Source organism: Idiomarina aminovorans (assembly GCF_023155095.1).
In the GTDB taxonomy this organism is placed as follows: domain Bacteria; phylum Pseudomonadota; class Gammaproteobacteria; order Enterobacterales; family Alteromonadaceae; genus Idiomarina; species Idiomarina aminovorans.
Map to the genome: position 1 here is coordinate 236,319 of NZ_JAKNDA010000002.1, position 22,586 is coordinate 258,904.

The window sequence follows — 22,586 nt, forward strand, 5'->3', positions numbered from 1 at the left end:
GCATAGCACTGATACCACCGCACTGTCACAATGTCAGTTGGTGTTACGTAGCACGATATAGAGTGAGCTGTCGCCACGTTTTATATTCAACGCTATAACGCCTGCTTTGTCTTCTATGGCGCTCCGGAGTTCGGCCACATTATTGACTCTTACTCTATTAACACCTTGGATAATATCGCCTTTTTCCAGCCCAATTCGAGCCGCCGGAGAACGTTCGCCAAGTTCACTGACTTCGATGCCCTTACCTGCTTCAGTGGCAACCAGAGTTGCTCCCTCCAGGGCAGGGTGAATCGTGGCTGCAGTAACAGCGGTGTCTTGTGCACCTAGTCTGACATCAACCGATATTTCCTCGCCATCACGAATAATACCAAGTTCTATTGAATTGCCCGAACCTATTGATCCAACCAGTGCGCCAAGTTCTGAGAATGAACGAATAGCCTGCTGGTTAATAGATACAATAACATCACCGGATTCAATGCCGGCGCTGGCTGCCGAACTGCCGGGTACGACCTGCGAGACGAAAGCGCCGCGATTTATTGGAATGTTAAGCGCCTGAGCCACGTCGTGAGTTAAATCGTTACCACGCACACCCAGCACACCGCGGCGCACTTCGCCGAATTCAATAAGCTGTTGTACTAAGTTATTCATCATGTCTGACGGTATCGCGAAGCCAATACCGATATTACCGCCATTGGGTCCTAGTATTGCGGTGTTAATCCCTATCAACTTGCCATCTAGCGTAACTAAAGCGCCGCCTGAATTGCCACTATTGATAGCGGCATCGGTTTGAATAAAGTTTTCCAGTTCTTCAATACCGAGTCCGCCGCGACCTAGTGCACTAACAATACCGGAGGTGACTGTTTGGCCCAGCCCAAAAGGGTTGCCAATAGCAACAACAAAATCGCCGACTCGTAAATCGGATGAATTACCTAACTGAATGGCGGTAAGGTCTTTACCCTTTTCTATTTTAAGCAAAGCCACGTCACTTCGTTTATCGGTACCAATGACTTTGGCATCAAATTCGCGGCCATCTTTTAATGTGATCAGAATTTCTGTGGCGTCGTCGACCACATGGTTGTTGGTGACCACATAGCCGTTTTCAGCGTCAATAATCACTCCGGACCCCAGCCCACGAAACGGGCGCTCTCGCACTCGTTCTCTCGGAGAATCAGGGCCAAAGAAGAAGCGCAGTGCGTCCGGCAGGCGCTGTCGAACCTCGCGCTTACCTTTAACGGAAATATTAACAACAGCCGGGGTAACCTCTTCCAGCATTGGCGCTAGTGTGGGTTGCTCGTCGTCGTTACTAAAAAACGGAATACCGGCCTGAGCCGAAGTAATAGGCGTAAAGCTAAAAACGAAGAGTAAACTGAATAAAGCTAATACTCGTTTCATGGTTTGAGTGACTCCTTAATAAAGCACTAACAAGTGATTTGCAGTTAAGACCGCTTGTTAGTGCTATGAGTTCACTCTAAAAATGTTTCAAGATGTTTTTGAGGACTCTTCACCGGAATCTTCATCGAATTTTTCTTCGTAGCTGTTTGAGAATAAGCCGCTGGAACCTTCAGTGTAATCACGAGGAATATCGTTGCCGCTGTAGCTATCGCGACCAGAGCGGTGATCTTTATTCAACGAGTTTGCTACACGTAGCTGTTTGATTGTATCTTCTGCAAAAAAAGGTAAATCACTTTGCGTGTCACTCTTCTCCAGTAACTCTGCGCTTTGATTTAAGTAACTTTGTAAACGCTGTTGCGTATCCGCTAATTGTTCAACCATAGCGTTTGCCGTTATGAAATGCTCAGAGACTTCTCGCTGGTAGTCCGTTAAACGCTGCTGACTTTGCTCAACTTGCTCTTCTAGGTCGCCTGATTGCCCCTTAGACTGACTGTAACGAGCTGCAAAAAAACCAATGATTGCACCGGCAATGACCAACAGAATTCCAATAATCCAACTCATAATTAACTCCTGCACAAGCTGCTACAGCTGCGAATGATTGCTGCGCTTCGCCTTCATGATAACATATTACCTATTAGGATAATCCCAACTGAGGTGAAGTGGTAGTGTCCAAACAGCAAATGTCTCCACTAGAACGTTATCGGTATGATATCGAACACAATGGTTTCTCGGAAGATACAGCACAGCTTAATGCCGTTAAACATTTGCAAAGACTGCATGACGAGCTTATTGAGTGGAACAAGTATGACACTCTGTCCGGGTGGCGGAAATGGTTACGTAACACTCCGAACCGGCCTCAGGGCGTTTATTTTTGGGGCGGTGTGGGCCGTGGGAAAACGTACTTAGTCGATACCTTTTTTGAAAGTTTGCCAATTGAGCGCAAATGGCGCATTCATTTTCACCGTTTTATGCATCGGATCCACAACGAATTGAAACAACTGGACAAGCAAAGCGATCCGTTACGTATTGTTGCTGACAAGATTTCAGGTGAAGCACTGATTGTCTGTTTTGATGAGTTTTTTGTGCAGGATATTACCGATGCGATGTTGCTGGGCAAACTGTTCGAATATTTGTTTGAGCGGGGAGTGGTGTTGGTCGCTACCTCAAATATTATTCCCGACGACTTGTATAAAAATGGGCTGCAACGGGCACGTTTTATTCCGGCTATTAAGCTTATCAAACAACAGTGCGAGGTGGTCAATGTTGACAGCGGTATCGATTATCGCCTGAGAACGCTGACTCAAGCTGAAATTTTTCATTCGCCGCTGGACCAGCAGGCGGATAAAAATTTATGGCGATACTTTAAAGAACTGGCTCCGGAATTCAAAGACCGATACGAATCAGACTGCATTGACATAGAAGGCCGAAATATTGAGGTAAGGGCAGAGTGTGATGATGTGGTTTTCTTTGACTTTGCTGCCATTTGTAAAACGGCGCGCAGTCAAAATGACTACATGGAGATAGCCCGAATTTATCATGCCGTACTGATCAGCGATGTCGAACAAATGGGGGCTGGTAAAGATGATACAGCTCGTCGTTTTATTGCGTTAGTGGATGAGTTTTACGAACGCCGGGTAAAACTTATTTTATCGGCCGAAGAGAATATCGAAAAGCTTTACACAGACGGTCAGTTAACGTTTGAGTTCCGCCGGTGCGTCAGTCGGTTGCAGGAAATGCAAAGTCATGAATATCTGGCTATGGCTCATAAAGCATAAATTTCAGAAAATGCGTGATCTTTAACCTCATTTTTCCTATAATCCGCGCAGCCCACGTTACAGTCCGTTGCGTTGCAGCATGTAATGCAGCGGTTGCAGCAGATAACTAAATGATTTTTATCATTTTATTATTGTTGTGATTCGCGGGGAAGCCCGGAATTACTGTCCGTGAACTTTTAAAATGTAGGTTTTATACAATGAAAACATTTGTAGCCAAGCCAGAAACGGTAAAACGCGACTGGTACGTAGTAGACGCTGAAGGCAAAACTTTAGGTCGTTTAGCTACTGAAATCGCTCGTCGTTTACGCGGCAAGCACAAGCCTGAGTATACGCCTCACGTTGATACGGGCGATTATATCGTCGTCATTAACGCTGAGAAAGTTGCCGTTACCGGTAACAAAGCTCAAGATAAGATGTACTACTCGCACACTGGATTTCCGGGTGGTATCAAATCAATCAGCTTTGAAAAACTGATTGCTAAGAAACCAGAAATGGTCATTCAGAAAGCGGTGAAAGGTATGTTACCCCGTGGTCCATTGGGTCGTGCCATGTTCCGTAAACTGAAAGTGTACGCAGGTACTGAGCATAATCATACTGCTCAACAACCTAAACAACTGGATATATAATACGGAGCAAGAACACTATGGCAGATAATCAATACTACGGTACTGGTCGTCGCAAAAACTCCACGGCTCGCGTATTTTTGCGTCCTGGTAGCGGCAACATCAAAATTAACAACCGTGAACTGAAAGAATACTTCGGTCGTGAAACAGCTCAGATGGTTGTTCGTCAACCATTAGAGTTGGTTGAAATGACTGAAAAATTTGACATGTACATCACTGTAAGTGGTGGCGGTACTACCGGTCAGGCTGGTGCAATCCGTCACGGTATTACTCGTGCCTTAATGCAATACGACGAAGCTTTACGTGGTCCGCTACGTAAGGAAGGTTACGTTACCCGTGACGCTCGTCAGGTTGAACGTAAGAAAATCGGCTTGCACAAAGCACGTAAACGTCCACAGTTCTCGAAGCGTTAATTTGTCTTTCGTTATTGTGGCAAAACCCAGCTTCGGCTGGGTTTTTTTATGCCAGTATGAAATGGAAATACACTGATAAGGGCAGCTATTAAGCTTGTAAAAAGTGTGTCTTTTCATTATCATCTCAAAGCATTTTCTGTAATCCGCATAAGCGGAAAAAACAGCAGCTAATTCCCGACTTCACGACAACGTATCGTGGAGCGTCCAAAACTGGAGAGTAGATGGATGAGCAATGCGCCTGTAGATAAAGGCCGCCGTCGTTTTTTGACCGTTGCAACCTCAGTGGTAGGTGGTGTAGGGGCGGTGGCTGTAGCCGTTCCTTTTATAGCATCATGGAACCCGAGTGCCAGAGCAAAAAACGCTGGAGCGCCAGTAGAAGTAAATGTACGCAAAGCTGAGCCCGGTCAGTTAATCCGTGTGAAGTGGCGTGGAAAACCTGTGTGGGTAGTGCGTCGCACACCTGAGATGCTTGAGGGGCTATCGAAAGTAGAAGATCGACTTCGTGATGCAAATTCAGAAGAACCGCAACAGCCAGAGTATGCACAGAACCAGTATCGCTCAATCAAAGAAGAATTCTTTGTTGCGGTTGGCATCTGTACTCATTTAGGTTGTTCTCCATCTTATCTGGAAAATGGTATGGGAGACCACGTTGATGGCGTCAATTCCGGTTTTTTCTGCCCGTGCCACGGTTCTAAGTTTGATGTGGCCGGGCGCGTTTTTGAAGGCGTTCCTGCTCCATTGAACCTGGTTGTGCCACCGCACTATTTTATCGATGACAACACCATTCTGGTGGGTGAAGATAAGGGGCAAGCATAATGTTTAAGCGATTTGTAGAGTGGATGGATGCCCGCATCCCCATGACAAAAACCTGGAACATCCACCTGGCGCAGTATCCCGCTCCGAAAAACTTCAATATGTGGTATGTTTTCGGTTTTCTGGCAACCCTTGTTTTAATTAACCAAATATTGACCGGTGTTTGGCTTACCATGAACTATGTACCTAGTGCAGACGGCGCGTTTGCGTCAGTTGAGTTCATAATGCGAGATGTCGAATACGGTTGGTTATTGCGTTATATGCACTCTACGGGTGCGTCCGCGTTTTTTGTTGTCGTGTACCTGCATATGTTCCGCGGAATGATGTACGGCTCTTACCAAAAGCCGCGTGAATTGATCTGGCTGTTTGGTATGTTCATCTTCCTGGTGTTGATGGCCGAAGCCTTTATGGGTTACCTGTTACCCTGGGGACAAATGTCTTACTGGGGCGCTCAGGTTATTATCTCATTGTTCGGCGCCATTCCGGTTATTGGTGATGACTTAACCTTGTGGATCCGTGGTGACTACGTCATTTCCGGAGCGACACTGAACCGCTTCTTTGCCCTGCATGTTATTGCCTTGCCGCTGGTTCTGGTTATTCTGGTGTTCCTGCATATTGTTGCTTTGCACGAAGTAGGCTCCAACAACCCTGATGGTGTTGATACGAAAAAGCCGAAAGGCTCAGTACCGGACGAAGAAAAGCCGAAGTTCAAATTCCATGAACGCTTCACGAACAAGAAAGACATTGTTGATTCTATTCCGTTTTATCCTTATTACATTGTTAAGGATATGTTTGGCTTTGGTATCTTTTTGTTTATCTTCTGCTACGTTATTTTCTTCAACCCGGAAATGGGTGGATTTTTCCTTGAGCCGCCTAACTTTGAACCGGCGAATCCATTGAAGACACCAGAGCATATTGCTCCCGTTTGGTATTTCACACCGTTCTACGCCATTTTGCGCGCGGTACCGGATAAACTGTTTGGCGTTATTTTAATGTTTGCTGCCATCGTGTTTCTGGCCTTGTTGCCTTGGTTAGACCGTGGTCGAGTGCGCTCTATTCGCTATCGTAGCCTGTTGCATAAGCTGAACTTATTTGTCTTTGCTATCAGCTTCGTTGTACTGGGTTATCTTGGAACACAGCCTGCAACGCCGGTTGCAACTGTGTTTGCACAGATATTTACGTTCCTGTACTTTGCGTTCTTCGGACTGCTCTGGTTCTACAGTAAGCGTGAGAAGACTAAACCGGTACCAGAAAGGGTGACTTCGAAATGAAAAAATTGTTAATCGCTCTTGTAACCCTGGTTCCGTCGCTAGTATTTGCGGCGGGCCCTGACGTTCCATTAGACAAAGCTGACGTCGATTTACACGACAAAGCTTCGCTGCAGCGCGGCGCGCAGTTGTACATGAACTATTGCCTGGGCTGTCATCAGTTGGAATATCACCGTTACAACCGGACTTTTGAAGATATTGGTATCCCACAAGAGCTGGGAGAGAAGTATCTGCAATTTACCGGTGATAAAGCTGGTGACTTAATTACCAATAATATGAATTCCGATTCAGCCGCAAACTGGTTTGGTACAGCGGTACCTGATTTGACCAACGTTGCCCGAGTCAGAGGTGCTGACTGGATTTATACTTACTTGCGTTCATTTTATAAAGATGAGAGCCGTCCTTTCGGAGTTAATAATGCGGTATTCCCCAACGTCGGAATGCCCCATGTACTGGAAGAACTTCAGGGGCTTCCCGAGAAAACTTATGAAGAGCGCATGATAGACGGCGAGATGAAAGACGTTTACGTCGGCTTAAAAACGGATGGAGACGGTCGCTTATCGGAAAGCGAATACGATCAAGCAATGTTAGATTTGACCACATTCTTGGTCTACGTCGGCGAACCTATGTTGTTAGAACAGCGTAGAACGGGTTGGTTCGTCTTTGGTTTCCTGCTGGTATTCACTATTCTGGCATGGTTACTGAAAAAAGAGTTTTGGAAAGACCTGAAATAATCAGGGCTTATCAGTCTGTTAGACAACGGTTCAGGAAAGGGTGGCTTGCCACCCTTTTCACGTTGATATTATCTGGAGAAAGGAATGGCTGTTGCAGCAAATAAACGCTCAGTAATGACGTTATATTCAGGAAAGGATGACTTAAAGAGTCATCAGGTACGTCTGGTGTTGGCTGAGAAAGGTGTTGGTGTCGAAATTACGTATGTGACCGACGAAAGTACGCCGGAGGATCTGTTACAGCTTAACCCGTACCCAGAAGCTACGCCGACTCTTGTTGATCGCGAACTTGTACTCTATAACGCGCAAATTATCATGGAATATCTTGATGAGCGTTTTCCACACCCTCCGCTAATGCCTGTATATCCGGTTGCCCGTGGTAACAGTCGTCTTATGATGTACCGAATTGAACGGGACTGGTACAGCCTGGCTGAAAAGATTCAAAAAGGTGATGCGCAAGCAAGGCAAGAGTTGAAAGAAGGTATTCTTTCACTAGCACCAATTTTTGCCGATACGCCGTATTTTATGAGCGAAGAGTTCAGCTTGGTGGATTGCTATTTAGCGCCTCTATTATGGCGTTTACCGGCTTATGGTATTGATTTAGAAGGCCAGGGTGCGAAAGAAATCAAGCAATATATGGTGCGTTTATTTGAGCGAAAAACGTTCCAGGATTCTTTAACTGAAGATGAGAAAGAACTGGCACGCCATTAATTTCATCGACGTCGGGGAGTCTTACTATGACGCCGAAAAGACCTTATCTACTTCGCGGGTTGTACGAGTGGATCGTTGATAACGATCTGACGCCGCACTTGGTTGTTGACGCAACCATTGTTGGTACTGTTGTACCGCAAAACTTTGTGAGTGAGGGGCAGATTGTCCTAAATATTTCACCGACAGCCGTTCAGGGGTTGCAGTTAGCTGATCACGAAGTTCGATTTAACGCTCGTTTTGGCGGCAAGCCTATGCAGGTTATTGTGCCCATGACAGCCGCCTTAGCGATCTATGCTCGAGAAAACGGAGCCGGGGCAATGTTTGAAGCTGAACCTGAGCTGGATAAAATGCCTGCGCTTGATGAAGAAGAGCAAAGCAGTGAACAAACAGAGCAAAAATCTGCTAAGAAAAAGCCCAACTTAAAAGTTGTTAAGTAAAGCAAGTAAAGATTAAAGCACTAACGCTTTATGGTTAGTGCTTTAATGACCCGCTCGACACCGTTAACGTTCCTGGTAACGTCAACAGCCGTATCAGCTTCAGTCTGACTAACGTGACCAAGCAAAAAGACTTCGGCATTTTCTGTGACCACTTTAATATTGCTAGCATCAATTGATTTGTTGTTAGCAAATTTAAGCTTTACTTTGCTGGTTATCCAGCTATCTCCTGCACGGACAGCCGTTGAAGCTTTCGAACCAATGCGTAACTGGTTGAAAATTTTATTGATGCCGTTGGTGTCTTTAATGACATCCTCTGCTCTTCTTCTTAACGCTTCGCTGGGTACCTGACCAACCAATAAAACGTTCGTATCATAACTGATAGCCGACACACGAGAATCCTTAAACTGCTCGTCATTTCCTAATTTTGCGTTTGTTTTCATTTCTATGGTCTGGTCATCGACCTGGGTTCCTATCGTACGGGGATCGGTCGCCGACGATATGCCAACAGCGGCAGCACCGACAGCAACCGCCGCACAACCTTGTAAGCTTAATAAACCGATAAAAATGACGGGGAAAACAGCTTTAGATAAACTCATATGTATTAGTGCTCCTGCGGGAAAATAGTGTTTTCTATTTGTTCACATAGGCCGTGAACAATAAATAACTGAGTTTCGAGTATACGGGCTGGATTCAAACTGGGAACTCTTAATTCAATGTCATTGGTGCCTAACAGACCAGAAACCGAGTCATTGTCCTCTCCGGTTAAAGCGATAATCAGCATATCCCGGCTGATGGCCGTTTCCATAATGGAAGTGAGTTCCTCACTCTCCTGGTTATCCGCTATAACCAGCAAAATATCACTGGCCTGCCCCAGAGCCGCCAATTGTTTTTGTTTTCCTGCGTTTAGCGCCAGTACGGGAAAAGGCGGACGATCGAGTTTCATGCCTTCGGTCATTAGATTCGCAAAGTGCTGAGCGATAACTCCGGTTTTGTGATCACCGCAGCAAAATACACGCTGCCCATTCAACAGGTTAGCAACCAGCAGTTCGACGGTGGTTGCCATCTCATCCGTGAGGCTTTCAACCGCGGAAATTTGTGTCTGGATACTCTCCGTAAAGAGCGCCTTAATTAATTCGTCATTCATAGTCAGAATGCGTCCTTAAACCATTCAATTTTTTTTGACTCACCCACTATAGCGATAACATCAAAACGTATAGCGGCAGTATGTTCATCGATATTATTACTGAGTAAATAATATCGAGCTGTCTGTCGAACCCGGCGGCATTGCTGTGGCTGAATTTGCTCTAATACGGCGGCGAAGCTTTCGTGTTGCCGATATTTAACCTCGCAAAATACCCAATAAATACCATCGCGAGCTATGATATCAACTTCACCACCATCGATGCGGTAATTTTTGCAAATAATTGTAAGGTTATGTTTTTCCAGAAACTCGGCACAGAGTGACTCGGCTTTTCTACCAGTAGCGACTTCCTGCATTATTTGACTCCTCTGCTAAGGTGATTTTTCCTTCACTAAAGGTAGCCCAAATAAGCTCTCGTTGAACAACGGCGTCATTAATGTGGAGGTTGCCGCTAAGACCAGACCAGGTCAATCCCGGCATACGCCTCATCATTTTCAGCCGCTGTACTAAGGACACGCTGTCATAACCCATAGCAGTTAACCGGGCGAGCGACAGACCCCATCCGTTACGTAGTTTAAGCCATTGACTTAAAAGGATGTTGCTGCCGGAGTTAGAAACCAGCCAAGGGATATCGGAAAAGATAATGCCGTTAAGGTCTGAGTCACCTGAACGGTTTTTTAACGCATGAGTCGCTGAACTGGCATAGACTTGAATAGGGTCGGCGAAAGGTGAAACGCTGACATCAATAAAGGGTTTTAACAGACGTATTTGTTGTAGATTTCCGGGGAGGTAAATAGCGCTGATATCTCGGCGGCTGCGCTCTTGCTCCTCAACAATAATTTTACCCGCAGCAATTTTTACGGTGCGAATACGCTGCTGACTATCGGTTAAACCGAGTGATTTTTCCACCGTTAGCTTCATATCACTGCGCTCAGAAAAATAAGAAACGTTAGGTTCCCCCGTTTCTGTGTTGTTCCAGCTCGAATTAAAAGCATCGATCATTCTTTTCCCGCTGGAGGTATCTGCCGCTATCGCCAGCGCGTTCCTGGAACCTGAAAATTGTCGGTTGATTCGTTCAGCCGCTTGATGCGCTTCAGTATCTGGACTCAGGGCAAAAAAGACGTTTGCCGATGATGGTTCTATTGTATTTTCATCAACTTGGTTGAGGAATATCTGAGGAAAACCCAACAGGGGCTGCTTGACCCAGGCCGAAACTTTTTCTTTCAACAGCGGACCGATAATTCCCGCGGGATTAATTGCCTGTATTTGCTCTTTGTGAGCTTCGATATTATCTTTTTCGCTATCAATAAAAACAACTTTCAGGCCTCTGGTTTCACTCGTCCCCGCAATAATACCATCCCGGACTGCTTGACCCTGCTGCTTATATCGGCCGGATAACGGCAGCAAAACTGCAATAGTTGGTTTTGATGACACACTCGCTGCAGGCTCGGTTTGGGGCGTCTGCCAACGTTCCACTAATGGTAGCGCATCATGCTCCGGATAACTTTGTCGCCATTGATTCAGGTAGTCGTTAAGTTTGTCAGGGCGTGTCATCGCCTGATGATGAAAATTAACCAGACGCCACCAGCCTGCCAGAGCTAAATTGGTCGGACGTTGTTGCGGCAGTTGAGAGGCGGTAATTTGGCGAGCGACAGACCAAATTGTTTCGGCGTTTGGCTGTTCAGCAAAGCGTTGTGCATCGACTTGCCAGACCAGTGCTTGCCAATAATTTTGTTGCCGGTAAGCGGCCTGTGACAGCAGTTGCAGACTAAGAGAACGGAATTCTCGTTGATTAAACTGCGTGGGTATTCCCTCTAGTTCCTTTTCGACGACGAGCCACTGCTGTTGTTCAGCAGCCCAACGTGCCTTTGCCAGGCGGTAGTACTTTTGACTGTGGTGGGTAATTTTTTGCGAACTCAATTGAGATAAAACCGCCGCTGCCTGCTGCCATTTTTGCTCATTCTGAAAGGCGTTAGCGGCGCGTATCAGGGCGGAGTGCTGTTCAATATCGTTATCCGCGCGTTGTGCTGCCTGCAACCAGTCCTGCGCAGACTTTTCTTCGGTTAAGCTCAAATCGTGATCAGTGACATCCGTCGTTTTCTCTGGCTCTTGGGTTTGCCGACTGGGCGCCGACGTACACTGTGTGAGTACCAGTAACGCGAGTAATGCTAAAACTGCGAATGAATGCGTTCTAATCACTGTAAGGTTCCGCTTTGATGCCTGTTCAGTGATACTATAAACGGCATTGACGCTGGAAACAAACAGAGACTGATTATGGCAGAGCAGGGCATTCTTTATATCGTACCAACCCCCATTGGTAACTTAGGCGACATAACCGAAAGAGCAATAAAAACATTAACTGAAGTAGCCGCTATTGCCGCAGAGGATACGCGGCATACTCGCAAGCTCATGCAACACTATGGAATTCAGAACGAGGTTTTTGCACTGCATGAGCACAACGAAACCCAACGTGCAGATGCCGTTATTGAACGTCTGCAACAAGGCGATTCGCTGGCGTTGGTCAGTGATGCCGGAACGCCGTTAATCAATGACCCGGGTTACGTATTAGTGCATCGTTGCCATCAACAAGGTTTAAACGTCATTGCTTTACCTGGCGCCTGCGCAGTGACTGTTGCCTTGTCGGCTGCCGGGTTGCCCACTGACCGTTTTGCGTTTGAAGGTTTTCTACCTGCGAAGCCTCAGCAGCGAAGAGCGAAGCTCGAACAGTTGCAATCAGAAACGCGTACGGTTGTCGTTTATGAAAGCCCCCACCGAATTTTGCACACCTTAGCCGATATGGACATTACCCTGGGTAAGGAACGAAACGTGGTGCTTGCCCGAGAGCTGACAAAACAATTTGAAACCTATTTAAGTGGCAATGCCGCAGAGTTACTGCAGCGTTTAACCGACGATAAGAACCAGCAACGCGGTGAAATGGTATTACTCATAGCACCCCTGCAGCCAGAGATTGAGGCGCATACCGGCCCGGGAGAAGCCACTAAGCGGACATTACTGTTATTGCTTGACGAGCTGCCGTTGAAGAAAGCCGCAGCTCTGACGGCAAAAATTCACGACGAGCGAAAAAATAGGCTGTATCAGTGGGCGCTTGAAAATAAAAATAGTCAATGAAACAAAGATTGAGTTAAAGCCCGCCGCAGCGTAGAATCTCCATCGGAGAGCTGGCCAGACAATCGCCGCCTGTTTACAGGGGGAGGAAAGTCCGGGCTCCATAGGGCAGGGTGCCAGGTAACGCCTGGGCGGTGTAAGCCGACGACCAGTGCAGCAGAGAGTAAACCGCCGATGGCTGCTTGCAGTACAGGTAAGGGTGAAAGGGTGCGGTAAGAGCGCACCGCGCAACTGGTAACAGTTTGTGGCACGGTAAACTCCACCCGGAGCAAGGTCAAATAGGGGTTCTTTGGCGCGGCCCGCGTTGAACCCGGGTAGACTGCTTGAGGGTCAGGGTAACCTGATCACTAGACGAATGATTGTCCACGACAAAACCCGGCTTATCGGCCGGCTCTCCACCTTATTTTTGCCATCTTAAAACTGCCATTTACCTAAAAATTTAAGTAACTCCTTCAGCGGTAGCGGCTCACTAATAAAGTAACCCTGAGCAAAATCACATTGTTTTTGCTGCAGCAGTTCCCATTGCTGTTTGGTTTCTACACCTTCGGCAATCACATCAATATCGAGCGCTCTTGCCACTCGCAGTAATGCATCCAGCAGTGCGACTTGGACACGATCATCGGGCGCTTTATTTAAAAAACTGCGATCAATTTTTAAATAGTCGACCGGATAGCGTTGTAAATAATTCATACTGGAATAACCGGTACCAAAGTCATCAATCGCCAGTTTCACTCCCTGAGAGCGCAAGTAGCGCAGAATCTGTAATTGTCGCTGCTTATCGTTCATTAATAACGATTCGGTAAGTTCAAAAGTGATACTAGCGCAGGGTATGTTGTGCTGACGAATACAAGATAACCACTGCTTAGCAGACTCCATGTCGTTAAGCTCACGCTCAGAGCGGTTGATGGACATTTCAATTGGGTATCCTGATTGATCTATTATGTTCCAGTCCAGACAGGCCTGTTCCAGAACAAACTGTCCCAGTTCGTGAATAAGCCCGGTGCGTTCGGCAATGGGGATAAACTCAGACGGGGAAATCTTATTTCCATGTTCATCAGTCCAGCGCAGTAAGGCTTCACACTTATTAATTTTGCCGGTACTAAAGTCGACTATCGGCTGATACATCAGAGAAAACTCATGCCTGTTAAGTCCGTCACGCATTCGTTTGTGCAGGGCGTTTTGGCGTTCAGTTTGCTCCCGTAACTCGTCGTTAAAGAAATAATGCGTACGTCGACCGGCAGTTTTAGCTGCATACATGGCAAGATCGGCGTTTTTTAAAAGCTCTGTCGCTCGCAAGCCATCGTCCGGGTAAAGTGCAATGCCAATACTACAGGTCGTTTGTATTTGGTTCTGGCGTAGACTGAAAGGTTGACTTAAGTGACGGTTAAGTTGAGCCGCTAAATCATTAACTACTTGATGTGAAGTAAACCGATTAATTACCACAACAAACTCATCACCACCAATACGGGCGATAAAATCGGTGCCACGCAATTGGTTCTGCAGACGTTTAGCGACAGCAACTAATAAATCATCGCCGGCATCATGGCCAAGACTGTCGTTAACCTCTTTGAAATGGTCAAGGTCAATGAACAAAATAGCGAACTGTTGTTCCTGACCTTTTTGGGTTAATTGGGTAAGGTAATCGACAAAGGCACGGCGGTTGGGTAAATCGGTAATGGGGTCAAAATGAGCCTGATGGTCAATGGTTGTCAGTGCTGAGCGTAAGCGGCTTTGTGCCGTTACTAAGTTAAACATGAAGGCTATCATCAGAAATGAGAGAGATAAGCCTGCACCAACAATGATCCAATAAATGTTGTTACGCTCTGCCCAGACATTATCTTTTGGTGCAAGAGCCAGTAACCATGTTTCGCTCGATACGTTGACTTCAATAGCGACGTAGTCGTTCTCCCACAGTGTTGCATCACCAAAATCAAATAAGGTAGCGCTCTTATCAGTTTGCTTTTTTAAGGCAAAAAGGTAGTCATCCACAGAAGTAAGGCCGCTGCTAATAAGCAGCTTTTCGATATCGATAACGACCGCAATGACACCCCAGAGTTTGTTTTCAATAAAAACGGGAGCCCGGGCAATTAATGCTTGCCCACCTTGTACAAGGTTAACCGGGCCGGAAATAAAAATGCTTTTTTTGCTAATGGCTTTTTGCACGTTTTCAAATTGCTCCGGGGAGGAACGGTAATCAAAACCCAGCGCCTCTTTATTCGGTGCTAACGGATAGAGAAATTGAATAACCAGATTGGGAGATAATGCGACATGACGCACGGGCAGGTCGTCGGTAATGAGTTCCCGCATGAGCAGACGATAGCGTTCGGGTGAGATATCCGGTGAAATCTTAATTTCCGCCTGCAGCGCACGAGCGGTAGCTAAGGAAGAATTGATTTGTCCTTCCAGAGCCGCCCGCAGTTTGCCCAAGCGCTCTGTAGCCAAACGTTTATGTGATTCCACTATCTGAGCGTGTTGATTTTCGGCAAACCAGATAACGCCAGTGACCAGAATACAAAAGCTTATAAAGATAACCAATAAGTAGCGTTTCATTACGTATCGCTGCCTGTTTGAACTGAATTCATTATTGCATAAAAAAGATACACTCCCTAGCAGAAAACTATTTTGCATGTAGCATCAACCGCTTACTGTAAATTTCTGTGAAGGCCAGAGAAATAAAAAGGGTTTTTCTTGACAGTGGGAAAGAGTGACACCTAGACTGTAGCATTGTGGGGATTTGTGGATAATAGTGGATCACAATGATCAGGTGGGATCATGTTCCGAGGTGCAACAACATTAAGTCTGGATAGCAAAGGGCGGCTGGCCATACCGGCCAAGCACCGCCATGCACTATCGCTGGACTGTGAAGGCAAGATGGTTTGCACGATTGATATAAAGCAACCGTGCCTATTGTTGTACCCGCTTCCCGAGTGGCAAATCATAGAACAAAAACTCACTCGATTATCCAGTATGAATCCCGCAGAACGTCGCTTGCAGCGGCTTCTGCTAGGCCATGCCGATGACTGTGAAATGGATAAAAACGGTCGTCTGTTACTGTCAGCGCCATTAAGACAACACGCCGGTTTAGAAAAAAAACTGATGCTTGTCGGGCAGCTGAATAAATTTGAAGTTTGGGATGAAGACGCCTGGCATGAACAAGTAGCGCAGGATATGGATGTTGAACGCGAAGGTGACTTTACACTCAACGAACGATTAGAAGACTTTTCATTATAATGACAACAACGTCACCGCAACACGTTTCGGTGCTACTGGAAGAGTCGATAGAAGCTTTAGCGACTGATCCTCAAGGCACGTATATTGACGCCACGTTTGGTCGTGGCGGACATACTCGTGCGCTGCTTAATAAACTGGGCGACAATGCCCGGGTTATTGCTCTGGATCAGGATCCTGAAGCTATCGCTGCCGCCCAATCTTTTGAAGACGATCCTCGTTTTCAGATTATCCACACGCCTTTCTCAAACCTGCAACAGGTGCTTGATGAGTTACAGCTTAACCAACAAGTGACGGGCATTTTATTTGACCTTGGTGTGTCCTCCCCACAATTGGACGATGCCGAGCGTGGTTTTAGCTTTATGCGTGACGGTCCGCTGGATATGCGAATGAATACCAGCAGTGGTGAAACCGCCGCCGAATGGCTTAACCGCGCCGAAAAAGATGATATTAGCTGGGTTTTAAAAGAATACGGAGAAGAACGTTTTGCGCGCCGTATTGCCAGTGCCATTGTTATGGATCGCGAGAAAAAGCCGTTTACCCGGACTAAACCGCTGGCTGAAATGATTGCCCGTGTCAGCCCGGTGAAAGAAAAACATAAACACCCGGCAACCCGCACCTTTCAGGCAATTCGTATTCATATTAACCGCGAGCTGGAGCAAATAGAGCAAGCATTAGAGGCTTCTCTTTCCGGTTTGAAAGAAGACGGTAGGCTGGTGGTGATTAGTTTCCACAGTCTGGAAGATCGCCTCGTCAAACGCTTTATTCGAAAGCACAGTGAGGGCAAGCAGTTACCGCCGGGCTTACCGGTAACCGAAGCAGAACGGAATAAAGATAAAACGCTCGAAAAAGTCGGTAAAGCCATTAAGCCGGGTGAAGCGGAAGTGCAGGATAACCCGCGTTCGCGCAGCTCTGTGTTGCGAATCGCCAGGAGGGTTCGCAATGACTAAACGACGCTACCCAAGCCTCACTAAAATGTTACTGCAAGATTTGCTGCGGCACAAGTGGGTTGTCCTGTTAAGCGCGGTCATCATCGTCAATGCGCTCAGCATTGTTTACATCTCTCATTTGAACCGTAACTTAACGGCGGAACGTGACGATTTGTTGTCGTATCGCGACCAGCTTGATAGAGAGTGGCGGCATTTGGTCGTCGAGCAAAATGCACTGACCGAACACAGCCGGGTGGAACGTATTGCGCAAGAACAATTAGGCATGCGCGATGTTGAGCCAGAGCGAGAGGTGTTAGTCTCATGGCAGTGAACCGCCGCAATAAACACAGAGAACCAGTAGGCACGCGTTGGCGTTTTTACACGGCTGTAGTTTTACTGTTCGGTGTTTTTTCGGTGTTGATTGCGCGAGCCGCTTACATTCAGGTTATTAGTCCGGATGCGTTTTCATTGCAAGGTGATATGCGCAGTTTAAGATCATCCAGCGTTGCGGTTCAGCGAGGAACGATTGTTGACCGCAATGGCAGAGAGCTGGCGGTCAGTGTTCCGGTAGAAACCGTATGGGCAGACCCGAAACGAATTGCAGAAAGAGAGGCTCTGGCAGATGAACGCCGTTGGCAAGCGCTGGCTGAAACCTTCCGCATGAATCGTAATGAATTGGTCAATAAGGTCAGTGACCCGTCCAGGCGCTTTGTGTACTTGCAACGAAAAGTCACTCCGTCAGAAGCCGATTATGTAAAACAACTGAATATTCCGGGCGTCTATCTGAAAACGGAATCTCGCCGTTATTACCCAACCGGAGAGATCAGCGCTCATCTCATTGGTTTAACCAATATTGACGGCGCCGGACAAGAAGGTCTGGAGCTTCTGTATGACCAACATTTAACCGGCAAACCCGGTAAGCGAGTTTATCGCAAGGACGCGAAAGGGCGGGTTGTTGAAGAAATTAGTCAGACCGATGCACAACAACCAAAACAGCTGACACTGAGTATCGACCAACGTGTTCAGGCAACTGCCTATACCGAACTGAAAAAAGCCGTGCGCTACAATCAGGCAACTTCAGGCTCGGCGGTAGTGCTTAATGTCGAAACCGGTGAAGTGCTGGCTATGGTCAATAGCCCGTCCTTTAACCCTAACAACCGTGCGGAACTGCAATCTTTCAGAATGCGTAACCGGGCGGTAACCGATAGCTACGAGCCTGGCTCAACAATGAAGCCGCTGGTAATTTTAAGCGCGCTTGAGAACGGTCGGCATAAAGTGGGTGACAGCATTGATACCAGTCCCGGTTGGTTGCGAATCGGTGGGCGCCGGGTCAGTGATCCACGCGATTATGGTGAGCTCTCATTGAGCGAAGTGTTGAAACATTCGTCAAATGTAGGGGTTACTAAAATTGCGCTGGATTTAGGCATCGACTCTTTACTGCAGACCTACGTCGATGCCGGGTTTGGTAATGACACCGGCATAGCTTTACTGGGTGAGAGTATCGGTATTTTGGGTGACCGCCGGCGCTGGTCTGAATTCGAAATTGCTACGCTTTCATACGGTTACGGTTTTTCGGCAACCACGCTGCAGCTGGCCAATGCTTATAACATTATCGCAAACGGTGGTCTTAAACGTCCGCTGACAATTTTCCGTCAGGAGTCTCCGCTTCCGGCAGAGCCGGTTTTTAACCCGGATAACACTCGCGCTGTTATGCATATGATGGAAGATGTCGTGCGCGATGGTACCGCTAAAGCCGCCCAGGTACCCGGTTACCGCGTTGCCGGTAAAACAGGAACCACGCGTAAGACTAAAGCAACCGGTGGTTACGGTGATGAATACGTTGCATTATTTGCTGGAATTGCTCCGGTCAGTGACCCGAAAGTGGTCGTGGTGGTTACCATAAATGAACCCGGCACCGATGATTATTATGGTGGTACTGCGGCAGCCCCGGTATTCTCAAAAATAGTATCGCAAACCATGCGCCTACTGAATGTGCCACCTGACAACGTGCAGGATACTCAGGTTAGAGCGGCAGGCTTCGGGGGTGATGAATGATGAAATTGGCTGATCTCTTAACCATGCTACCGACATCATTTTCCATTCCGGACGTTACTGTCAGCGGGATAAAACTCGATAGCCGACAAGTCGCTAACGGCGATGTCTTTGTCGCTGTCCCTGGGTATGAGACTGATGGTCGTGCTTATATTGATGCTGCGATTGATGCCGGCGCAGTCGCTATTATCGCTGAGTCTCCGGCTCTTGCCGTCGAAAACCGGCGGGGAACGGTGGTGATAGGCTTTAATGGTGTGCGTGAACATTTATCGCATATTGCCGGAACCTTTTTTGGGCATCCTTCAGAGAAAATGCAGTTAGTGGGTGTGACCGGAACCAATGGTAAGACTTCAGTCACTCACATAATGGCTCAGCTGGCGAAAACTCTGGGTATGGAGTCTGCGGTTATCGGTACGACCGGTAGCGGACTTATTGGTCGGTTACTACCAGAGCGTCACACCACACCAGACGCCGTTACTGTTCAACAACGGTTGGCAACGCTATTCGCAGAAGGTGCTGAACTGGTCGCCATGGAGGTTTCTTCGCATGCATTAATACAGCGTCGTGTTGATGCTCTTAAGTTTTCAGCGGCAGCCATTACTAACATCAGCCGCGACCATCTTGATTATCACGGCACCATGGAAAACTATGTCGCTGCAAAACAACGTCTATTTGCTGATTTCGGTGTGCACAACCGGGTCATTAACGCTGATGACAACACGCTTTGCCGATGGCAAGAAGATAACCTCTCGGATTTATGGATAAGCGCGAATGACAGTTCGCTTGAGCCTTGTTTGCATGCAAGCGCACTTCAGTTTCATGAACAAGGGTCGGTATTTGAATTAAATTGGCAGGGTGAATCCTGCACTGTTGAGAGCCCCTTGCTGGGGCGGTTTAACATTTATAACTTGCTTTGTGCGGTAGCTGTATTGTTAAAACTCAATAAACCGCTGTCGGCCATTGGCGAGGCTTGTAGCAGCCTGCAACCGGTACCCGGCCGTATGGAAGCTTTTCATAATCATCAATCGCCGTTGGTGGTGGTTGATTATGCGCATACGCCCGACGCTCTGCATCAAGTACTGAGCGCGTTACGTCTGCACTGCAAAGGGCGGTTATGGTGTGTGTTTGGCTGCGGCGGCGATCGTGACCGCGGCAAACGCCCGCAAATGGGTAAGGTCGCTACCGATTATGCAGATGTTGTCGTTGTCACTGACGATAATCCCAGGACAGAGCCAGCAGAGCAAATTATTGAAGACATTCTTACGGGAATTGCAGATAAGCAGCCGGTGAAAGTTTGGCCGGGACGGCGAGAAGCGGTTATACGCGCCATGCAGGAAGCCGGGCAGGAGGATGTTGTGCTGCTTGCCGGGAAAGGACATGAAGATTACCAGGTTATTGGGACCACACGTGTGGATTATAACGAGCGAGCTGTAGTCAGCGAATGGCTACAAGGAGACTGCGCATGATTTCAGTATCACTGAAGTGGATTGCGGAACAGGTGGAAGGCCGCCTGATTGGTTCTGATTGCATCATCGATAATGTATCGACGGATACGCGGGCCGATCTGAAGGATGCCCTGTTTATTGCCTTAAAAGGAAAAAACTTTGACGCTCACGACTTTGTTGAACAGGCTATAGGCAAGGGTGCCGCCGCAGTTATTTGTGAAAAACCGCAGACCATCGACTGTCGACAAATTATTGTCGAAAACAGTCGCCATGCGCTGGGCCGTTTAGGCGCTGCTGTTAAGGCGAAGGTTGCGCCTAAAACCGTTGCCGTTACGGGCAGTAACGGCAAAACCACTGTGAAAGAAATGTTGTCGGCAATTTTATCAATTCATCACCCGGTACTGGCAACTCAGAGTAATTTTAATAACGACATCGGGGTTCCTTTGACCCTTCTGCGCTTGCAGAAACAGCATAAATACGCCGTGATTGAGCTGGGAGCGAATCATCCGGGCGAAATTGCTTACACGACAGATTTGGTCAAACCCGACGTTGCTATTTTGAATAATGTGAGTGCCGCACACGTTGAAGGCTTTGGCAGTTTGCACGGTGTTGCCCGCGCAAAAACTGAGATTTTCCGTGGTGTGGGGAGCCAGGGAACGGCTGTTACCCCCCGTGATTCAGAGTTTTTCTCGTGCTGGCAACGGGCATGCACAGGCATGAACTGGAAAACCTTAGGTTTAAATGACAGCGCCGATGTGTTCGCAACGGATATTGAGCTCAATAGTGAAGGGCAGCCTTCTTTTGCGCTGCACTTGGGTAAGAAAATCAGAACGTTAGAATTAAAATTAAGCGGTCAACACAATGTACTCAACGCCCTTTCTGCGGCAACGGCAGCGAATGAACTGGGTATTTCACTGGACGACATTGTGACTGGTTTACAACAGGTTCAACCCGCACAAGGTCGCTTAACGACTATAAAAGTAAGTGATCACTTACGAATTATTGATGACACCTACAACGCCAGTGTTGCCTCAACTAAAGCCGCGCTGGACTTGCTGGGGAGCTATTCGGGTTATCGAATTTTTGTTCTGGGAGACATGGGTGAGTTAGGCGCCGATGCGCGAGCGTACCACGAAGAAATTGGTGAACATGCGATAGATACCGACATCGATAATTTATACAGCCTGGGCGTACTCAGCCAAAGTGCCAGCGAGGTTTTTAACGGCCACGGCGGGAAACACTTTGGTAGCTTACAGTCGCTGGTCGAGTCGGTTTTACAAAGACTTACAGAACAGACCGGTAAACAGTCTGTCACAGTGCTGGTTAAAGGTTCACGTTCTGCTCATATGGAACGCGTTGTTGCAGCATTACAGCAGGCTGTCACGGATAGTGACAGGTTAGAGGATAAGCACGCATGTTAGTTTGGTTGGCGGAATACCTGACCCAGTTTGAAAGCGCGTTTAACGTGTTTTCCTACTTGACTCTGCGAGCAATACTGAGCGTTTTGACCGCTCTGGTGTTGTCATTGTGGTTAGGACCAACGTTAATTCGCCGTTTGCAGCGTTTGCAAATAGGTCAAATGGTACGGGACGATGGTCCCGAAAGCCACTTGAGTAAAAGCGGCACCCCGACCATGGGCGGCGTCTTGATATTGGCCGCGGTATTAGGTTCATCCTTACTCTGGGCCGATTTAGAGAACCGTTATGTCTGGGTTGTTTTATTGGTTATCACCGGCTTTGGTATCGTTGGCTTTGTTGATGACTATCGCAAAGTGGTGCGCAAAGACCCGAAAGGCTTAATTGCTAAATGGAAGTACTTCTGGCAGTCCGTTATTGCCAGTGTTGCGGCTGTTTACCTTTATTGGAGCAGCACTCAGGGAGCCGAAACGGCGTTGATTGTCCCCTTCTTTAAAGATGTTATGCCGCAACTGGGCATGCTTTATTTATTGATGGCGTATTTTGTCATTGTCGGCACCAGTAACGCCGTCAACCTGACCGATGGTCTGGACGGCCTGGCGATTATGCCCACTATCATGGTTGCCGCGGCGCTGGGCATTTTTGCTTATGTGTCCGGTAACGTGAACTTCGCCGAATATCTGCAAATTCCGTATTTACCCTTGACCGCCGAGTTGTTGGTGGTGTGTACCGCTATTGTCGGAGCCGGTCTTGGTTTCCTCTGGTTTAATACTTATCCGGCGCTTGTCTTTATGGGTGACGTCGGTTCTCTGGCCTTAGGCGCGGCGCTTGGCATTATTGCGATATTGGTTCGACAGGAACTGGTGCTGTTTATTATGGGCGGCGTGTTTGTCATGGAAACGGTGTCTGTGATGTTACAGGTGGGCTCTTACAAACTACGTGGCAAACGCGTTTTCCGCATGGCGCCAATTCACCATCATTACGAATTAAAAGGGTGGCCTGAGCCCCGGGTTATTGTGCGCTTCTGGATACTATCGTTAATTTTTGTGCTGATAGGACTCGCAACCTTGAAGTTGCGTTAAAAAAA

23 protein-coding genes and 1 other RNA gene are annotated in these 22,586 nt (G+C 47.4%); 17 read left to right on the forward strand and 7 right to left on the reverse strand.

The features are described from left to right. Positions 1–33: 33 nt before the first annotated feature. Both L8G48_RS05245 and L8G48_RS05250 read right to left on the reverse strand, forming a co-directional pair. A complete protein-coding gene (locus L8G48_RS05245) occupies positions 34–1,392 on the reverse strand; it encodes a Do family serine endopeptidase (RefSeq protein ID WP_248263553.1) in 1,359 nt (452 codons plus the stop codon). Positions 1,393–1,479: 87 nt separating this feature from the next. After that, positions 1,480–1,953: a Z-ring associated ZapG family protein gene (locus tag L8G48_RS05250; protein ID WP_248263554.1), complete on the reverse strand. Its 474-nt coding sequence runs from the start codon at positions 1,951–1,953 to the stop codon at positions 1,480–1,482. Positions 1,954–2,072: 119 nt separating this feature from the next. Here L8G48_RS05250 and zapE point away from each other — a divergent pair, with 119 nt between their 5' ends. The 8 genes from zapE (at position 2,073) to L8G48_RS05290 (ending at position 8,163) form a co-directional block, all read left to right on the forward strand. Further along, a complete protein-coding gene (zapE, locus tag L8G48_RS05255; RefSeq protein ID WP_248263800.1) occupies positions 2,073–3,167 on the forward strand; it encodes a cell division protein ZapE in 1,095 nt (364 codons plus the stop codon). A 197-nt stretch (positions 3,168–3,364) separates the two neighbouring features. Further along, positions 3,365–3,793 (forward strand): 50S ribosomal protein L13, encoded by a 429-nt coding sequence (gene rplM / locus L8G48_RS05260; RefSeq protein WP_248263555.1) that lies wholly within the window; start codon positions 3,365–3,367, stop codon positions 3,791–3,793. Between the two features lie 17 nt (positions 3,794–3,810). After that, positions 3,811–4,203, forward strand: coding sequence for a 30S ribosomal protein S9 (gene rpsI / locus L8G48_RS05265; protein ID WP_248263556.1), 393 nt, complete (start codon positions 3,811–3,813; stop codon positions 4,201–4,203). Positions 4,204–4,428: 225 nt separating this feature from the next. Further along, a complete protein-coding gene (gene petA, locus L8G48_RS05270) occupies positions 4,429–5,019 on the forward strand; it encodes a ubiquinol-cytochrome c reductase iron-sulfur subunit (RefSeq protein ID WP_248263557.1) in 591 nt (196 codons plus the stop codon). Next, on the forward strand, positions 5,019–6,287 hold the full coding sequence (locus tag L8G48_RS05275) for a cytochrome b (protein ID WP_248263558.1): 1,269 nt from the start codon (positions 5,019–5,021) through the stop codon (positions 6,285–6,287). The genes petA and L8G48_RS05275 overlap by 1 nt, the downstream gene beginning before the upstream one ends. Then, a complete protein-coding gene (locus L8G48_RS05280) occupies positions 6,284–7,018 on the forward strand; it encodes a cytochrome c1 (protein WP_248263559.1) in 735 nt (244 codons plus the stop codon). The genes L8G48_RS05275 and L8G48_RS05280 overlap by 4 nt, the downstream gene beginning before the upstream one ends. Before the next feature lie 84 nt (positions 7,019–7,102). Continuing rightward, positions 7,103–7,726 carry a stringent starvation protein SspA gene (gene sspA / locus L8G48_RS05285; protein ID WP_248263560.1) on the forward strand — a complete coding sequence of 208 codons (624 nt, stop codon included), beginning with the start codon at positions 7,103–7,105 and terminating at the stop codon, positions 7,724–7,726. 26 nt (positions 7,727–7,752) lie between these two features. Further along, on the forward strand, positions 7,753–8,163 hold the full coding sequence (locus L8G48_RS05290; RefSeq protein ID WP_248263561.1) for a ClpXP protease specificity-enhancing factor: 411 nt from the start codon (positions 7,753–7,755) through the stop codon (positions 8,161–8,163). 20 nt (positions 8,164–8,183) lie between these two features. Here the strand turns inward: L8G48_RS05290 and dolP are convergent, their stop codons facing one another. From dolP to L8G48_RS05310, 4 genes are read right to left on the reverse strand one after another with little or no spacing between them, the layout of a single operon-like run. Next, entirely contained in the window at positions 8,184–8,759 is a 576-nt protein-coding gene (gene dolP, locus L8G48_RS05295) for a division/outer membrane stress-associated lipid-binding lipoprotein (RefSeq protein ID WP_248263562.1), read from the reverse strand. 5 nt (positions 8,760–8,764) lie between these two features. After that, positions 8,765–9,307, reverse strand: a complete 543-nt coding sequence (locus L8G48_RS05300) for an SIS domain-containing protein (protein WP_248263563.1) — start codon at positions 9,305–9,307, stop codon at positions 8,765–8,767. A gap of 2 nt (positions 9,308–9,309) precedes the next feature. Further along, entirely contained in the window at positions 9,310–9,660 is a 351-nt protein-coding gene (locus tag L8G48_RS05305; RefSeq protein ID WP_248263564.1) for a YraN family protein, read from the reverse strand. Further along, positions 9,638–11,503: a penicillin-binding protein activator gene (locus L8G48_RS05310; RefSeq protein WP_248263565.1), complete on the reverse strand. Its 1,866-nt coding sequence runs from the start codon at positions 11,501–11,503 to the stop codon at positions 9,638–9,640. Before L8G48_RS05310 ends, L8G48_RS05305 begins: the two co-directional genes overlap by 23 nt. 75 nt (positions 11,504–11,578) lie before the next feature. Between L8G48_RS05310 and rsmI the strand changes: the two genes are divergently transcribed. Together rsmI and rnpB are read left to right on the forward strand one after the other, a co-directional pair. Next, complete coding sequence (gene rsmI / locus L8G48_RS05315; protein WP_248263566.1) at positions 11,579–12,433, forward strand: 16S rRNA (cytidine(1402)-2'-O)-methyltransferase; 855 nt, start codon at positions 11,579–11,581, stop codon at positions 12,431–12,433. 46 nt (positions 12,434–12,479) lie between these two features. Continuing rightward, positions 12,480–12,829, forward strand: an RNA gene (rnpB, locus tag L8G48_RS05320) — RNase P RNA component class A. A gap of 15 nt (positions 12,830–12,844) precedes the next feature. On the opposite strand, the gene L8G48_RS05325 is transcribed toward rnpB, so the two are convergent. Next, positions 12,845–14,980, reverse strand: a complete 2,136-nt coding sequence (locus L8G48_RS05325) for a bifunctional diguanylate cyclase/phosphodiesterase (protein WP_248263567.1) — start codon at positions 14,978–14,980, stop codon at positions 12,845–12,847. A 222-nt stretch (positions 14,981–15,202) separates the two neighbouring features. On the opposite strand from L8G48_RS05325, the gene mraZ reads away from it, so the two are divergent. Genes mraZ through mraY form a run of 7 tightly spaced genes read left to right on the forward strand, consistent with a single transcriptional unit; the run spans position 15,203 to position 22,581 of the window. Then, on the forward strand, positions 15,203–15,661 hold the full coding sequence (gene mraZ / locus L8G48_RS05330; protein WP_126780893.1) for a division/cell wall cluster transcriptional repressor MraZ: 459 nt from the start codon (positions 15,203–15,205) through the stop codon (positions 15,659–15,661). Further along, a complete protein-coding gene (gene rsmH, locus L8G48_RS05335) occupies positions 15,661–16,608 on the forward strand; it encodes a 16S rRNA (cytosine(1402)-N(4))-methyltransferase RsmH (protein WP_248263568.1) in 948 nt (315 codons plus the stop codon). Before mraZ ends, rsmH begins: the two co-directional genes overlap by 1 nt. Then, entirely contained in the window at positions 16,601–16,918 is a 318-nt protein-coding gene (ftsL, locus tag L8G48_RS05340) for a cell division protein FtsL (protein WP_248263569.1), read from the forward strand. The genes rsmH and ftsL overlap by 8 nt, the downstream gene beginning before the upstream one ends. Beyond that, positions 16,909–18,642 carry a peptidoglycan D,D-transpeptidase FtsI family protein gene (locus L8G48_RS05345; RefSeq protein ID WP_248263570.1) on the forward strand — a complete coding sequence of 578 codons (1,734 nt, stop codon included), beginning with the start codon at positions 16,909–16,911 and terminating at the stop codon, positions 18,640–18,642. Before ftsL ends, L8G48_RS05345 begins: the two co-directional genes overlap by 10 nt. Next, positions 18,639–20,105, forward strand: a complete 1,467-nt coding sequence (murE, locus tag L8G48_RS05350; protein WP_248263571.1) for a UDP-N-acetylmuramoyl-L-alanyl-D-glutamate--2,6-diaminopimelate ligase — start codon at positions 18,639–18,641, stop codon at positions 20,103–20,105. The genes L8G48_RS05345 and murE overlap by 4 nt, the downstream gene beginning before the upstream one ends. Then, positions 20,102–21,505: a UDP-N-acetylmuramoyl-tripeptide--D-alanyl-D-alanine ligase gene (locus tag L8G48_RS05355; RefSeq protein WP_248263572.1), complete on the forward strand. Its 1,404-nt coding sequence runs from the start codon at positions 20,102–20,104 to the stop codon at positions 21,503–21,505. Before murE ends, L8G48_RS05355 begins: the two co-directional genes overlap by 4 nt. Next, positions 21,499–22,581, forward strand: coding sequence for a phospho-N-acetylmuramoyl-pentapeptide-transferase (gene mraY / locus L8G48_RS05360; protein WP_248263573.1), 1,083 nt, complete (start codon positions 21,499–21,501; stop codon positions 22,579–22,581). The genes L8G48_RS05355 and mraY overlap by 7 nt, the downstream gene beginning before the upstream one ends. Positions 22,582–22,586: the final 5 nt, after the last annotated feature.

Bases quoted from the DNA above. Each gene is read 5' to 3' on its own strand.
- L8G48_RS05245 (WP_248263553.1), bottom strand. From the start codon at position 1,392: ATGAAACGAGTATTAGCTTTATTCAGTTTACTCTTCGTTTTTAGCTTT.
- L8G48_RS05355 (WP_248263572.1), top strand. From the start codon at position 20,102: ATGATTTCAGTATCACTGAAGTGGATTGCGGAACAGGTGGAAGGCCGC.
- rplM (WP_248263555.1), top strand. From the start codon at position 3,365: ATGAAAACATTTGTAGCCAAGCCAGAAACGGTAAAACGCGACTGGTAC.
- ftsL (WP_248263569.1), top strand. From the start codon at position 16,601: ATGACTAAACGACGCTACCCAAGCCTCACTAAAATGTTACTGCAAGAT.
- zapE (WP_248263800.1), top strand. From the start codon at position 2,073: ATGTCTCCACTAGAACGTTATCGGTATGATATCGAACACAATGGTTTC.
- L8G48_RS05325 (WP_248263567.1), bottom strand. From the start codon at position 14,980: ATGAAACGCTACTTATTGGTTATCTTTATAAGCTTTTGTATTCTGGTC.
- murE (WP_248263571.1), top strand. From the start codon at position 18,639: ATGATGAAATTGGCTGATCTCTTAACCATGCTACCGACATCATTTTCC.
- petA (WP_248263557.1), top strand. From the start codon at position 4,429: ATGAGCAATGCGCCTGTAGATAAAGGCCGCCGTCGTTTTTTGACCGTT.
- L8G48_RS05305 (WP_248263564.1), bottom strand. From the start codon at position 9,660: ATGCAGGAAGTCGCTACTGGTAGAAAAGCCGAGTCACTCTGTGCCGAG.
- sspA (WP_248263560.1), top strand. From the start codon at position 7,103: ATGGCTGTTGCAGCAAATAAACGCTCAGTAATGACGTTATATTCAGGA.
- mraZ (WP_126780893.1), top strand. From the start codon at position 15,203: ATGTTCCGAGGTGCAACAACATTAAGTCTGGATAGCAAAGGGCGGCTG.
- rpsI (WP_248263556.1), top strand. From the start codon at position 3,811: ATGGCAGATAATCAATACTACGGTACTGGTCGTCGCAAAAACTCCACG.
- L8G48_RS05280 (WP_248263559.1), top strand. From the start codon at position 6,284: ATGAAAAAATTGTTAATCGCTCTTGTAACCCTGGTTCCGTCGCTAGTA.
- L8G48_RS05275 (WP_248263558.1), top strand. From the start codon at position 5,019: ATGTTTAAGCGATTTGTAGAGTGGATGGATGCCCGCATCCCCATGACA.
- L8G48_RS05290 (WP_248263561.1), top strand. From the start codon at position 7,753: ATGACGCCGAAAAGACCTTATCTACTTCGCGGGTTGTACGAGTGGATC.
- rsmH (WP_248263568.1), top strand. From the start codon at position 15,661: ATGACAACAACGTCACCGCAACACGTTTCGGTGCTACTGGAAGAGTCG.
- dolP (WP_248263562.1), bottom strand. From the start codon at position 8,759: ATGAGTTTATCTAAAGCTGTTTTCCCCGTCATTTTTATCGGTTTATTA.
- mraY (WP_248263573.1), top strand. From the start codon at position 21,499: ATGTTAGTTTGGTTGGCGGAATACCTGACCCAGTTTGAAAGCGCGTTT.
- rsmI (WP_248263566.1), top strand. From the start codon at position 11,579: ATGGCAGAGCAGGGCATTCTTTATATCGTACCAACCCCCATTGGTAAC.
- L8G48_RS05300 (WP_248263563.1), bottom strand. From the start codon at position 9,307: ATGAATGACGAATTAATTAAGGCGCTCTTTACGGAGAGTATCCAGACA.
- L8G48_RS05250 (WP_248263554.1), bottom strand. From the start codon at position 1,953: ATGAGTTGGATTATTGGAATTCTGTTGGTCATTGCCGGTGCAATCATT.
- L8G48_RS05345 (WP_248263570.1), top strand. From the start codon at position 16,909: ATGGCAGTGAACCGCCGCAATAAACACAGAGAACCAGTAGGCACGCGT.